Raw genomic sequence first — 14,659 nt, forward strand, 5'->3', positions numbered from 1 at the left:
TGATAGTTTTAGTTTTTATTATAATTATTTTAACTGAATTGTTCTAATGTATGTTTAATTCTTCTCATCGCTTCTTTAAGATCGTCCTCGGAAGCTGCGTAAGAAAATCTGATGCATTCCGGGCTCCCAAATGAAACACCGCCCACACAGCCGACATGTGCATTTTCGAGTAGGAACATGGCAAAGTCATCAGAATTTTTAATTTCTGTTCCATTTAACGTTTTTCCGATGTAAAATGATATATCAGGAAAGAAATAAAAAGCAGCTTTCGGAAGGACTACTTTGAATCCTGGAATTTCCTTGATTAAATCATACACCAAATCTCTTCTTTTTCTGAAAGCATCAATCATGTATTTATATTCTGAAGGATCTGTTTTTAATGCTGTGATCGAGGCTTTCTGAGCCATAGTGTTGGCTCCGCTGGTCATCTGGCCCTGAATTTTTTCACAGGCTTTTGCCAGCCATTCCGGACATGCGGAATACCCGATTCGCCATCCTGTCATTGCGAAAGCTTTAGACATCCCGTTGATAACGGCAGTCTGCTCGTAAACTTCCGGAAATTGTGCGATAGAGGTTGTTTTTGTTTCGTAGTTAATATATTCGTAGATCTCATCTGAGATTACAGTAACATGAGGATACTTTGCAATAACCGCCGCCAATGATTTCAGTTCATCGTAGGTATAATATCCACCTGACGGATTACAGGGTGAACTGAAAAGCACCGCTTTGGTTTTTTCTGTGATTGCTTCTTCAAGCTGTTCAGCGGTAATCTTAAAATCCGTTACATAAGAAGTGGGAAGCATTACGGAAGTTCCGCCCATCATTTTTACCATTTCATCATAGCTTACCCAGTAAGGATTCGGAAGGATAACTTCATCACCGTCATTCAGCAAAGCGGCTAAAACATTCAAAATGGCCTGTTTAGCACCGTTTGATACACAAATTTGTGATGGCTTGTATTCTAATTCATTATCTCTTTTCAGTTTGTAGGCAATTGCTTCCCGTAGCTCTAAAAAACCGGGAACAGGAGAGTAGTGACTGTAGTTTTCGTTGATAGCATCGAAAGCGGCCTGTTTGATATTATCCGGAACGTCGAAATCTGGTTCGCCCAAGGTAAGGCTGATAACATCTATTCCGCTGGCTTTCATTTCTCTGGCCTTGTTGGACATAACAAATGTCTGTGAGTAACCAAGTCGTTGTACTCTGTCTGAAAGTTTCTCCATTTAAGTTATTTCTATTTTAACAAATATATATAAAAAGTATTTTACTGAAAATTAAAATGTATCAGGTTTGTTCAGGTTAAAGTTTATCACTATGTTTGTAGTTATTCAACCAGATTTTTAAAATATTAATATATTCATAATGTATAAATTATTCTTTCTTCTTATCGTTTCTCTTTTTTCTGCGCAAAATTATCGATTTACCTATTCATACAGCATGAAACCCGACGCCGGTAAGAAAGATTCTGCAATTACCGATTATATGAATCTTGATACGAATGGCCGGAAATCTTATTTTTATAATGCTGCAAAGTTTGATAGAGATTCGGCGTACGCTGTTACAAAAAGTTATAAAGATCTTCTTCAGGCCAAGTCTTACGATCAGAATTTAAGCTATATTATTGAAAAAGATTATTCAAAAAAAAAATGAACTTTTATGATACCTTTAAGACCGTACATCTTGTAATTTCCGAAATTGAAATTCCGAAATGGAATATCGAACAGGAATTTACAAAGATTAACGGAATCAGCTGTCAGAAAGCAACTGCAAAGTATAAGGGAAGAATCTGGGAAGCATGGTTCAGTAAAGAATATCCCATTAACGACGGTCCGTACAAGTTTTCAGGCCTTCCCGGAATTGTTGTCAGCATTAAAGATTCTGAAAACGATCATATTTTTAATTTAATTCAGATTAAGAAAATCAACGAAATTTTTTCACTCCTGCCAAGGTCTGCCAGGCAAATGAGCTTTTCCGAGTATAAAAAAACCATGAGCAGCTTTATCTTTACCAACGAAGATATTGAAAGCATAAGTATTAATAAGCAGGAAGGAAGGGTAGATCTTCAGCTTAAAGACGGATATATTGCAAAGATTGGAACAGAAGACATGAAAAAAATGCGCAAGATGGATGAAGAAATGACCAAACGTTTAAAAAGAACCAATAATTATATTGAAAAAGAATAACGGTAAAAGATGAAGAATAGAGCAATCTTTACTTGCGGATATTTGAATAAAGCTTATAAAAAACTTATTTTTGCTTTTTATAATATTTTACATGTCTATAACGTTACTACTAAAATACTTTCCTGATCTTACAGAAAAACAAATTGAACAGTTTGCCAAACTGGAAGATCTTTATCATGAATGGAACGAAAAAATTAATGTAATCTCCAGGAAAGATATGGAATCTCTCTACGAGAAACACATTCTGCATTCTCTGGGAATTGCGAAAGTAATGGAGTTTGCTCCCGGAACTAAGGTTCTTGATATCGGAACAGGCGGCGGCTTTCCGGGAATTCCTCTGGCTATTTTGTTTCCCGAAACAGAGTTTACGTTAATTGATTCTATAGGAAAGAAAATAACTGTTGTAAATGCCGTTGCAGAAGGAGTGGGGTTACAGAATGTAAATGCCATCCACGGAAGGGCAGAAAAGCTGAAGGAAAAATTTCATTTTGTAGTAAGCCGGGCGGTGACCCAGATGCCGGAGTTTCTGAAATGGCTGAAAGGTAAATTTGAAAAAGAGCAGTTTAATACCAGACATAACGGGATTTTATATTTAAAAGGCGGTGATCTCGCGGAAGAGCTTGCCGGACTCAAATGTGAAATTTTCAATCTTAAAAACTATTTTGATGAAGAATTTTTTGACACGAAAAAAGTGGTTTACGTGTCAAAAGGCAATTTTAACTCTTAAATTTTAACATAATTTTAGGAATAATTTTTGCTAAAAATATACTGATAATCAAAATTTTGTTGTTATGAAAAAGCTTCTGTTTTCTGTACTGATTGTAGGATTGTCCATCACTTCATGTGATGATAATGAAGACTATCAGACGATTGAATCTATCGATAAAATTAAAATAGACAGCGTAAAAATTGTAAATGATACAATGGACGTTTTCAGCATTCAGAGCATCAAAACGTATTCTACCTATCCGTCTCATTGTGAAGGATTTTACGGCTACGATTATGTTCATAACGATAATCTCACCAGAACGGTTACCGCTTATAAATATATAACCAGCGGACCTTGTACCCAAGCCACGTACACTTCTGCCAACCAGATCAACTTCAGTCCCCGCAAAACGGGTACTTATACTTTTAAATTCTGGAGCGGCGGCAATACCTGGATCACCAAAACAATTGTAGTTGAGTAAATAAATGAAATGGATATTTTTAGCATGTTTTCTTTTCGCTAATGTCGTATTCGGACAGAAAATATATTGGAGCGAAAATGTAAAATTAAACTGGAGCAACTTCAAAAGTAAAGTAAATAACCAGAGAGGAGAGAATGTAGTAGCATACACCAATTGCGGATGGATTTATTCTTATGTAAAATCTTCCAATCCCAAAGCTCCCGTAAAAATAGAGGTAAGTACCGTTTTCAATGAAGATAAATCCTGGAAAGATGTCAAAAGGATCAACGATTATGTGCTCCTTCATGAGCAAAAGCACTTTGATGTGGCTGAATTGTATTCCCGAAAGCTACGCAAAGAAATTGCGGAAAATATAAAGACGTCTTCAGATTTCGACAGGAAGTTTAAAGCCATTTACAACAGGATTCTCAAAGAATATCAGGATTTCCAGAGGCAATATGACGGGGAAACAAAAAACGGAATTCTGGAAGATAAACAATCGGAATATAATCGTATTATTGCTGAAGGATTAGAAAATTACAAAAGCTATAAATCGTCTTGAAATTCCTGAATAAAATTATTGATGAACTTCTTGGGCAAAACACGGATCTCTCCGGGTTTAATGTAATCCTGCCCGGAAAACGGCCGATTGTTTTTATAAGGCAGATTTTAAAAGAAAGAAATTATTCAGGTTTTCTTCCCAACTTTTTCACCATTGAGGAACTGATTCACCGAATTGCAGATACACAGGAAATCCAGGGAATTTCACTCTGGCTTTTTGCTTTTGATGTCTATAAAAGCCTTAATCTTATTCCCAATGACGATTTTTCAGAATTTCTGAAATGGTTTCCTACTTTGCAGAAAGACTGGGACGACATGATGAAATTTTCGGATAGCGACCAGGCGGTGCTGCACTACATGTTTGATGAAGAAAGAATCAAAGACTGGGCGCAAAATCTTGGTGATGATGAAGATGTTCCAAGAAAAAAATTCCTGAATTTCTGGAGAAATATGAATGTTTTTCTTCCGGTGCTAAAGAAAAAATTACAGGAAAAAAACTGGGCAACCTCAGGAATGATTCATGAGATGGCAAAAAAGCACATCGACGAATACTCAAAAAATACAAAAGAAGAATTTGTATTTTGCGGCTTTAATGCATTTACTCCGGTAGAGGAAAAACTGGTCAGAAGCCTTTTGCAATGGAACAAAGGACAATGTTTCTTTCAGGCAGACCGGTACTATTTCGATGATGAAAGGCAGGAAGCCGGCAAGTTTCTCAGGGATCATAAAACGTGGAAAGAATTCAATGACAGCCGTGTTTTTAAATGGATTGAAGACGATTTTAACCAGCCAAAAAATATAAAGGTTTACGAAGTTTCCGGAAATATTACCCAAACCAAAATTTTACCGGAAATCTTCAAAGAAATTGAAAATAAAACGTATTCGAATACAGCTGTAGTCTTGCTGGATGAAAATCTTCTGCCTGCGAGCCTTGATGTGATGTACGGGATTCAGAACCTGAATATTACGATGGGTTTTCCGTTGAAAAACCTTTCTTTTTCAAATGCGGTCAAACAGCTCTTTTATCTTCAGAAGCAACTTGAAAAAAATAAATCTTCTTACTATTACCGGGATATTTTTCCTATTCTTGAGGAATTGCCGAAATCTGCTGAAGATGAATTGGTTATTAATAATTTTAAAGCTAAAATCGAAGAAAGAAATATCGTCTATATTTCTAAAAAGCTTTTGAATGAGCTTTTAAATGATCTTTCTTACTTTAATCTGCTTCAGAAAGCAGATTCCGCAAGCAATTACCTGGATTCGTTAATCGCATTCTGCAGGGAAATCAAATGGCTTGATATTGATGATATTCAATACGAAAACGTGTCTCATTTCGAAAATGCCTTCAGAATTATTAAAAACCAGCTTTTACCATATCAGTTTGAAATAAAAATGGAAACGCTGGAAATTTTGATCAACCAGCATATTAATTCAGAAAGTATTGATTTTCAGGGTGAGCCTTTACGAGGGCTTCAGATCATGGGACTTTTGGAAACGCGTCTTCTCAACTTTGAAAATGTTATTTTACTTTCCGTGAACGAGGGTAAGCTTCCTTTGGGGAATTCGCAGAATACCTACATTCCGTTTGATGTAAGAAAATTTTTTGATCTTCATACTTTCCTGGAAAACGACAGTATCTATGCCTATCATTTTTACCGCCTCATTCAGGATTCAAAGAATGTTCATCTGTTATTTAATGCGTTAAGTTCAGGAGTGAATACCGGGGAAAAGAGCAGGTTCATTACACAGATTGAAATGGAAAGCTCTCATGACATCGAACATCTGATTATTGAGAATTCTTCCGAACCGATTATTACCCAGCCTATCGAGATCAGAAAGACCGATATCGTATTGGAAAGACTGGAAAAATGGAAATCTAAAGTCTCGGCATCCCACCTTACCAGTTACCTTTACAATCCTATTGATTTTTATCTTTCAAAAATTCTGAACACTTCGGAAACAGATGAAATTGAAGAAGAGCTTTCTGTAAAAAATTATGGAAACCTTGTTCATTATTCACTTCAAGAAGTATATGAAGCTTTAAAAGGTAAAATATTAAAAGAAAACGACTTAAAGAATTCAATTAAAGCTATAGATCATTATATAGAAATCGCCATTGATAAGCTGAAACACCAGCCGGAATTTTATGAAAAAGGAATGAATTTCATTCATCGCGCTATCGCTAAAAAAGTTATCGAAACGATTCTGACGTACGATCTTGAACTGGTAAAAAACGGAAATACCTTAGAAATTATTGACATTGAAAAACGTTTTGAAGGGGTTGATTTTTATTTAAATGAAGCCGATAAAATCTCATTTTTTGGTTTTATAGACCGAATCGACAGGCTCAATGGAACGCTTAGAATTATAGATTATAAAACAGCTAAAATCAAAAATCTCGTCGTAAAAATTGATGAAGATAAAATTGATGAATATTTCCATAACAGTGACCGGAAGCAGGCTTTGCAGCTTTGTATTTACCAGTATGTGGTTGAAAATCTTCCTGAGTTTTGGGGAATGCCTGTAGAAACAGGAATCTGGAGTTTTGCGGAAGCTAAAAAAGGAGTGGTGTCTCTTCAGTTTGAGAAAGGGAATATTGAAGATGCCATGAAATCCGTCAAAAGCCTGATTGAGGAAATCCTTAATCCTGATATTAATTTTATTGAAGAAATTAAGACGTATTCAAATTAATAAAAAAGGTGGCTTCGAGATCCTCAGCCACCTTTTCTTGTTTACACTTATAATATTATGATTGGTGGCTGAGGCTCCCAAAGCCACCACCAGTATTAATTAAAATGCGTTTATCCCAGTGATATCAAGTCCTGTAATGAGAAGGTGAACGTCGTGTGTTCCCTCATAAGTTATTACAGACTCCAGGTTTGCAGCGTGTCTCATCATCGGGAATTCTCCCATAATTCCCATTCCGCCCAGAATCTGACGAGACTCTCTGGCAATATCAATTGCCATTTTCACGTTGTTTCTTTTAGCCATTGAAATTTGTGCCGGTGTAGCCTTATGTTCATTTTTAAGATTACCCAACTGTATGCAAAGTAATTGCGCTTTAGTGATTTCCGTTAAAAATTCGGCTAATTTTTTTTGCTGTAATTGATAAGAACCAATTGGTTTTCCAAACTGCTTTCTTTCTTTAGAGTATTGAACTGCAGTACAGTAGCAGTCGATTGCGGCTCCGATGACACCCCATGAAATACCATATCTGGCAGAATTTAAACATGATAAAGGTCCTTTTAAACCGGTAACTCCCGGAAGCAGATTTTCTTTAGGAACTTTTACATTATTGAAAACCAGCTCTCCGGTTTTTGAAGCTCTTAAGCTCCACTTATTATGGGTCTCCGGTGTTGTAAAGCCTTCCATTCCTCTTTCAACAATCAATCCCTGTACTTTGCCTTCTTCATTTTTAGCCCAAACTACGGCAATATCGCAAAGCGGCGAATTGGTGATCCACATTTTGGCACCGTTCAAAAGATAGTGGTCACCCATATCTTTGAAGTTGGTTTCCATAGAACTTGGATCAGAGCCGTGGTTAGGTTCGGTAAGACCGAAGGAACCGATCATTTCTCCAGCTGCGAGTTTGGGTAAATATTTTCTCTTCTGTTCTTCAGAACCGAATTCATTGATAGGAAACATCACCAGAGAACTTTGTACGGAAGCTGCAGAACGCACGGCAGAATCACCTCTTTCAAGCTCCTGCATAATCAGGCCGTAAGAAATCTGATCCAGCCCGGAACCGCCATATTCAACAGGAATATAAGGTCCTAAAGCTCCGATCTGTCCCAATTCTTTCATTAAATTCGGGATATCGGTGTGGTTTTGAGCAGCATGATCAATCTGTGGCATGACAAAACTTTCTACCCAATCTCTTACAGACTGGCGGATAAGTTTGTGTTCTTCGGTAAGTAAGGAATCAATCCCGTAATAATCGGGAATGCTTGTAAGGGAATAATATGACATTATATTTTAATTTTCCTAAAAATAAGACTTTTAACTATTTCAGAGAAATTTTTTTGAATGTCTTTTTATCAACTGATTTTTAATTGTTTATGCTAAAATTATTAATCAAAAACAATAAATCAGTTTTCCTCTTCTTCGTTGGAAATAGGGTATTGATTGGTGGGATTGTAAATTCTGTTTTTAAACTTGTACAAATACGGCGCTTTATTGGCAGATCCATCATACAGTTTTTCAAGTCTGTCTAAAATATTTAAGCTTAATATTTTGCGCTGAAAATTATTTCTTCTGAATTTCTGACCTAAAATTGTCTCATAAAGACATTGAAGATCTTTCATGGTAAATTTTTCAGGAAGAAGATTACTTGCTGCCACTTCCGTATTGATATTCATTCTAAGATATTCCAGTCCGGTTTCAATAATTCTGTCATGATCAAAAGCCATTTTGGGTAACTTGCTGACTTCAAACCATTCACAGGTTTCATTGAAAGCATCAGGGAAAGTATTGGCAATGGAAAAATCAATGAGACTGCAATAGCCTACGGTGATAAATCTCTGGAAGATCCAGTGGTCCTTCGGCACTTCGATACCCTTGTTTTGCAGGAGGATCTGGTGGACATTATTCTCCGTTCTGTCGATTCTTCCAAATGTATGAAATTGTTTCAGGAAAATGTCCTTGAGATGGGTTCGTTCGAATAAAACCCTTTCTGCAGCTTCGCGAAGATCTTCATCATTGAATACGAAACCTCCCGGAAGTGACCACAAATCCAGATCGTGATATTTTAAAAGTAACACTTTCAGGATGTTATTATGAAAACCGAATATGGTGCAGTCAACAGATACGTGTGCTACAAAATCTTTTGTATCAATAAGTTCCTGGAGTGTCTCCTTATTTTTTTCGGTATTAATTTTCATGGCAGTAAAAATAAAATTATTTTCTAAATTTTTTCATCTGCAAATCTAAAATAAATAAAACTAATTGTAAATATCACAATTACAGCAGATAATATATACAACGGATAGTAAGTAAGCATCTCATTTCCAAATAAAACAGCCATGATGATGGAACTTACGGAACTTCCTAATGACGAAAAAATAACAATAAGCGAGGTGAAAAGGTTTGCTTTTGCCGTATCTATCCGGGCGATCATTTTTGAATTGATGACAGGGTAGAGCGGCGAAAGGAATAATCCGATTACAGGAAATAAAAACAGCAGAGCCCTGGAATCTTCCGTGTCAAAAAACTGTATTCCGATGATGATGATCAGCACCATTACAATCAGCGAGACACACAGAATATAATATTTTGATAATGAAAATCGGTGGATGATATTCGCTGTAATTGTTCTGCCAACGTACGAAAACAATGCCAGAAACGAAGATGCCTGAAGAGCAAAAAATGAGTTAACTTTCAAATGTTTTTTGTAAAAAGAAGGAAGCCAGGAATTAAAGCTCTGTTCAAGAAATACAATAGAAAAAATAACTGCTAAAAAAAGGATTAATAAGGGATTAAATAGCGTTGAAAGATCTTTTATGATATTCTCCTTCTCAGTTTTTTTCGGTTCTGAGACAGGAAGTTTTAGAAATAAAAATATGGTAACGGCACACAATACGGAGACTGATATAAACCCGAATTTCCAGAACTGTGAATATTGGCTGGAGATCAGCCATCCGAATCCGGTATTTACTACAAAAATTCCTATCATAAAAGATGCTTCTACACTGTTCATAGTCTTTGCGAGACCCTTTTCGTCAGATATATTGTTCCGGATAATCCCAAAGACACATATTTTGCCTATCGCAAAGCAGGTCCCGATAATGGCAAACCATAACCTGTAGAACCAGAATACTTCTACAAAAGGTAAAATAAGTGAACAAATCCCAACAATTGTTAAAGCCAGAACCAATGATTTTTTTGTTCCGAATCTGCTGATAAAATTCACTGCAAAAAGTGAAATAAAAGCAATCGGAAGATCCTTGAATGATTCCAGAAAACCCAGTTTTTCATATGTGACTTTTGCCTCTGAAAGCTGAAGGATAACGATCCCCATACAATTCAGCACCATTGAAAAAATAAGAAAAGTAAGTCTCAGCGGAATGGATATTTTTGAAAGTTTGGTTGTCATTTTGGGGAAGCTTATCATTAGATTTTAAGAGAAATTAGCGGTTTTAAAGATAAAAATTATGCCTTTAAACCCCCAAAAATAAACGAAAAATTAAAATAATTATTAATAAAATGTTAAATAAAAGAAAAAAAATATATTTTTATTGTCTCAATTTGAGAATTAAAAAACTAACTGTATATGAATGTAAGAATATCTAGAAGTTTGGGAATGGTTGCAGTGCTCTATTTCACTGCCAACTTCAATGCCCAGAACACACAGAATGACACCCTCCCAAAAGAACAAAAAATCGAGGAGGTGGTAATGATTGGTTACGGTACTCAAAAGAAGAGTAATGTTACCGGTGCTATTTCAAGTATTAAAGCAAGTGACATTGATAATGCTCCTGCCGCGGGTAGACCGGAACAGGTCCTGCAAGGTAGGGCAGCAGGTGTCTCTGTAATTTCAAATTCCGGACAACCTGGAAGTGCCCCTACTATACGTGTTCGTGGAATTACCAGTTTTGGAGCGGGAAGTAATGATCCTTTGTGGGTTGTTGATGGTATTGTAGTAGATAATATAGGTTGGTTAAACCAATCTGACATTGAGGGAATGGAAATTCTGAAAGATGGTGCTTCAGCTGCAATATATGGTGTTTCTGCAGCAAAGGGGGTGGTATTAATTACTACAAAGAAAGGGGCTAAAGGAAGAATGAATATTTCCTACAATGGTTTTTTTGGAGTTGGAAGTGCTGCCAGAAAGCTGGATCTATTAAATGCAACTCAATACGCTACCATTATGAATGAGGCGAATGCCAATGATGGACGCGCGCCAATGTTTTCTAATCCTGGATCTTTAGGTGTAGGAAGTGACTGGCAAAAACAAATTTTTAATACTGCACAGCGTCAATCGCATGAGTTCAGTCTTAACGGTGGGAATGATAAGTCAACCTTTTATACCTCATTCGGATACTATGATCAGGAAGGTATCGTACTAAGAGACATTTCAAATTACAAAAGAATCAACGGAAGATTCAATTCAACACATAAAGTATTTAACTTCTTAACAATAGGTCAAACTTTTGCATATACTCATGTCAAAGCGCAGGGAATTAATGATAATAATGAATTTGGAGGGCCTTTAAGTTCAGCCATTAATCTTGATCCTACAACCCCTGTTGTTGTTACGAACGTTGCAAGCCAGCCATTCCCTAGTGATTATACAAATAATGCCAATATTATAAGAGATGCAAATGGGAATCCATATGGAATTTCCCATTACGTAAGTAAAGAGATGACAAATCCTTTAGCATTTCAGGAAACTCAAAGAGGAAGATACAGATGGTCTGATGATATTGTTGCTAATGTATTCGGAGATCTTAAAATAAATAAGAATTTCAATTTTAAATCAAGTATAAATGGTAAATTGGCTTACTGGGGAAATCAGGCATTTACTCCTAAATCTTATTTAAGTTCCGCCAATTCAAATTCCACAAACAGTTTGTTCCGGGAAATCCAAAAAAAGTTTGAATGGAATACCGAAAATACCCTTACATACCAAAACAGATTTGGTTTACACAACTTAAATGTATTATTGGGACAAGGATATTATGAGTATAACATTTCTTACGGTCAAAATACAACATACAAAAATCTTCCAACCAACGATTGGCAGGAAGCATCTTTCAATTTTGATATTGCACCAACAGATAAAACATCTAATGCCTGGGACGGAAAGCAAACACATAAGGCTTCTTATTTTGCAAGGGTAGTTTATGATTATGATAACAGATATCTTTTCACAGGAACCGTTCGTAGAGACGGATCATCAAAATTCGGAAGAAATAATCATTGGGGTACATTTCCTGCAATGTCTTTAGGATGGAATGTGTCCAATGAAAGCTTCTGGCCGCAAAATAACGTGGTAAACAGCCTGAAACTAAGAGGTGGATATGGTGTTTTAGGAAATGATGCTATTTCTGATTTCCAATTTGCAAACTTCCTGGTTGCGGGAAGTAATTACACCTTTGGTGATAATATTATCCATGTTGGTTATGCGCCAAGTACTTTAGAAAATCCGGATTTAAAATGGGAAAGAACTTCTCAATTTAATATTGCTGCAGATCTTAAGCTTTTTAGAAACTTCGATTTAAGTGTTGATGTTTACCGAAAAAAGAGTACAGATATCTTAAGACAGGTTGAAGTGCCTGGTTATCTTGGATTAATAAATAATCCGTGGAGAAATATTGGAGATATGAACAACGATGGTATCGAAGTTACTTTGGGATATAAGAAAAACTGGGGAGATTTCGGAATTTCTGCAAATGGTAATTTCTCCTATCTAAAGAATGAAATTACAAGGCTCGAAGGAGGAAAAGAATATGTTAATTTTGCTTCATTCCAAACTCTGGGAACTGTTTCAAGATTACAGGTGGGGCAGTCTTACGGTTCTTTCTATGGATATCAGAATTTAGGAATATTCCAGAATCAGGCTGAAATTGATGCTTATAGAAACTCTAATGGAGGATTAATTCAGGCTAATGCAAGACCTGGAGATTTTAAGAGATTAGATGCCAATGGAGATGGTAAAATAGATGAGAATGATTACGTAAATCTCGGTAATTCTGTACCAAAATATACTTTTGGATTCACTTTAAATATGAATTACAAAAACTTTGATCTTATGGTATTTGCACAGGGGCAGGCAGGAAACAAAATTTTCCAGGGTTTAAGAAGACTTGACATTCCTGAAGCGAATTATCAGACAGCGATTCTTGATCGTTGGACGGGGGAAGGTACATCCAATACAATTGCAAGGCTGACTAAGGATGATCCTAACCAAAATTATACAAGAATGTCCGACTATTATCTTCAAAAAGGAGATTATCTCCGTCTAAAATTAGTTCAGATAGGGTATACACTTTCTAAAGATGCTGCAAAAACTATTGGAGCTTCTAAAATAAGATTTTATATAACAGCAGAAAACTTAGTGACATTTACAAAGTATACAGGTTACGATCCTGAAATTGCAGGAGGAGATACATTTGGTATTGACAGAGCTTATTATCCACAGGCCAGAACATTTCTTTTTGGCGCTAATGTTCAATTTTAATTAAAGAAAAATGAAAAATAAAAGATTTATATATAAAAGTGTTTCTGTATTAATGCTTGCGGGGATTGGCTTAGGAGCAATTTCTTGTAATAACAGTAATCTAGAAGATGTTCAGAATACTGGAACTTTTGACTCAAGCAACTACTTTCAGAACGAAGAACAATCGTATTCCGGGCTTGTAGCTACCTATGATATGCTAAGAAAATATTCCGGAGGATTCGAAAACATGGTAACATTTTTTAATGGGGCTTCAGACGATTTCTATTCAGGAGGAGGAAACTCTTCAGACGGTGCAGGTATTCAGGGATTTTCTAATTATTCTATAAATCCGGTTATTATGCCGGCAAGCTACTGGAAAGATTATTATCAGGGAATTGCAAAAGCAAACTTATTGTTAGACAGAATTCCAAATGCTAATATGAATGATCAGACAAGAAAAAGATTTATTGCCGAAGCAAAAGTTTTAAGATCGTTATATTATTTTGAATTGCTAAGGATGTTTAAAAATATCCCATTGGTATTAAAACCTATTTTGGTTACAGACGATTATTACAATATCCCCCAGGCAAAACCGGAAGATGTATATAACCAGATAGAAGGAGATATTATTTCGGCTATCAACGATCTTCCGATGACGATACCATCATCCAATAAAGCTGAGTTAGGAAGAATTACACAAGGCTCTGCCCGTGCAATTTTAGGAAAAATTTACCTTTATGATAAAAAATATACGCAGGCTGCTGCGGAATTTTCGCAGGTAAACGGAACTCCGGGAGGTACAAGCCAATATGGTTACAAATTGGTGGCAAATTTTGCAGACCTTTGGGCTGTTGATAATAAATTTACTTCAGAATCCATTCTGGAAGTGATGCATACAAATGGAAGTAATGCAGATTGGGGATTCTGGGGTTCCGGAAAAGATGAAGGGAACTCTGTAAATCAAATGGTAGGAATTATCTCTTACGGAAAAGTTGATACTTCCCCAGTTGTAAATACTGCACCAAGCATCCATAAAGGATGGGGCTTTAATCCTGCAACTGACAATTTATTTGCATTTATGCAGGGAGATCCACGTTTGGATGCCACAATTTTTAATGCTAAAGCTTTAGTTCAGCAAAATAAAATAACCTATTCTCCAGGATTTAAGGATACAGGATATTTTCTAAATAAATATTTACCAAGAACACAGGATGAGACAACATTACCAGGAGTTGTAGAGTTAAATTTCCGTCAAAATTATATAGCTATAAGACTTGCGGATACTTACTTAATGGAGGCTGAGGCACTAGGAGGATCAGGCGCAAGGGCACAGGCCTTATTAGATGCTGTAAGAGCAAGAGTAGGGCTCTCTTCAGTTCCTGTTTCAATGCAGGCGATTAAAAACGAAAGAAGAAGAGAACTTGCAGGCGAAGGCCACAGATGGTTTGATTTGGTGAGATGGGGAGATTCTCCGGCAGTACTAGGTTCAAGAGGATTCACGGCAGGCAAAAATGAAATTCTTCCTATTCCTTTCAATGAGCTCACCAATACTGCTCTAAAACAAAACCCTGGTTATTAATAAAAAAAAT

Annotated in this window: 12 protein-coding genes; 8 read left to right on the top strand and 4 right to left on the bottom strand. The window is 36.2% G+C overall.

The features are described from left to right. Window positions 1-29 precede the first annotated feature (29 nt). Window positions 30-1,223, bottom strand: a complete 1,194-nt coding sequence (locus HHL20_RS06875) for a pyridoxal phosphate-dependent aminotransferase (protein WP_169230419.1) — start codon at window positions 1,221-1,223, stop codon at window positions 30-32. A gap of 139 nt (window positions 1,224-1,362) precedes the next feature. On the opposite strand from HHL20_RS06875, the gene HHL20_RS06880 reads away from it, so the two are divergent. The 6 genes from HHL20_RS06880 (at window position 1,363) to HHL20_RS06905 (ending at window position 6,604) form a co-directional block, all read left to right on the top strand. Continuing rightward, the gene (locus HHL20_RS06880) at window positions 1,363-1,650 is read left to right on the top strand and encodes a hypothetical protein (protein WP_169230420.1); all 288 of its coding nucleotides are present in this window, start codon (window positions 1,363-1,365) and stop codon (window positions 1,648-1,650) included. Continuing rightward, complete coding sequence (locus HHL20_RS06885) at window positions 1,647-2,183, top strand: GLPGLI family protein (RefSeq protein ID WP_169230421.1); 537 nt, start codon at window positions 1,647-1,649, stop codon at window positions 2,181-2,183. Before HHL20_RS06880 ends, HHL20_RS06885 begins: the two co-directional genes overlap by 4 nt. Before the next feature lie 91 nt (window positions 2,184-2,274). Further along, a complete protein-coding gene (gene rsmG, locus HHL20_RS06890; protein ID WP_169230422.1) occupies window positions 2,275-2,910 on the top strand; it encodes a 16S rRNA (guanine(527)-N(7))-methyltransferase RsmG in 636 nt (211 codons plus the stop codon). Between the two features lie 64 nt (window positions 2,911-2,974). Then, window positions 2,975-3,373 carry a hypothetical protein gene (locus HHL20_RS06895; RefSeq protein ID WP_169230423.1) on the top strand — a complete coding sequence of 133 codons (399 nt, stop codon included), beginning with the start codon at window positions 2,975-2,977 and terminating at the stop codon, window positions 3,371-3,373. A gap of 4 nt (window positions 3,374-3,377) precedes the next feature. Further along, window positions 3,378-3,914, top strand: coding sequence for a DUF922 domain-containing protein (locus tag HHL20_RS06900; protein ID WP_169230424.1), 537 nt, complete (start codon window positions 3,378-3,380; stop codon window positions 3,912-3,914). After that, the gene (locus HHL20_RS06905; protein ID WP_169230425.1) at window positions 3,911-6,604 is read left to right on the top strand and encodes a PD-(D/E)XK nuclease family protein; all 2,694 of its coding nucleotides are present in this window, start codon (window positions 3,911-3,913) and stop codon (window positions 6,602-6,604) included. The genes HHL20_RS06900 and HHL20_RS06905 overlap by 4 nt, the downstream gene beginning before the upstream one ends. A 99-nt stretch (window positions 6,605-6,703) precedes the next feature. On the opposite strand, the gene HHL20_RS06910 is transcribed toward HHL20_RS06905, so the two are convergent. The 3 genes from HHL20_RS06910 to HHL20_RS06920 form a co-directional block, all read right to left on the bottom strand. Further along, window positions 6,704-7,882 carry an acyl-CoA dehydrogenase family protein gene (locus HHL20_RS06910; protein ID WP_169230426.1) on the bottom strand — a complete coding sequence of 393 codons (1,179 nt, stop codon included), beginning with the start codon at window positions 7,880-7,882 and terminating at the stop codon, window positions 6,704-6,706. Window positions 7,883-8,001: 119 nt separating this feature from the next. Then, a complete protein-coding gene (locus HHL20_RS06915; RefSeq protein ID WP_169230427.1) occupies window positions 8,002-8,793 on the bottom strand; it encodes an NUDIX hydrolase in 792 nt (263 codons plus the stop codon). A gap of 23 nt (window positions 8,794-8,816) precedes the next feature. Continuing rightward, complete coding sequence (locus HHL20_RS06920; RefSeq protein WP_228463120.1) at window positions 8,817-10,004, bottom strand: MFS transporter; 1,188 nt, start codon at window positions 10,002-10,004, stop codon at window positions 8,817-8,819. A 177-nt stretch (window positions 10,005-10,181) separates the two neighbouring features. Between HHL20_RS06920 and HHL20_RS06925 the strand changes: the two genes are divergently transcribed. Continuing rightward, the gene (locus tag HHL20_RS06925) at window positions 10,182-13,091 is read left to right on the top strand and encodes a SusC/RagA family TonB-linked outer membrane protein (RefSeq protein ID WP_169230428.1); all 2,910 of its coding nucleotides are present in this window, start codon (window positions 10,182-10,184) and stop codon (window positions 13,089-13,091) included. Window positions 13,092-13,101: 10 nt separating this feature from the next. After that, complete coding sequence (locus tag HHL20_RS06930) at window positions 13,102-14,649, top strand: RagB/SusD family nutrient uptake outer membrane protein (protein WP_169230429.1); 1,548 nt, start codon at window positions 13,102-13,104, stop codon at window positions 14,647-14,649. Window positions 14,650-14,659: the final 10 nt, after the last annotated feature.

The organism is Chryseobacterium cheonjiense, from assembly GCF_012927265.1.
Lineage (GTDB): Bacteria > Bacteroidota > Bacteroidia > Flavobacteriales > Weeksellaceae > Chryseobacterium > Chryseobacterium cheonjiense.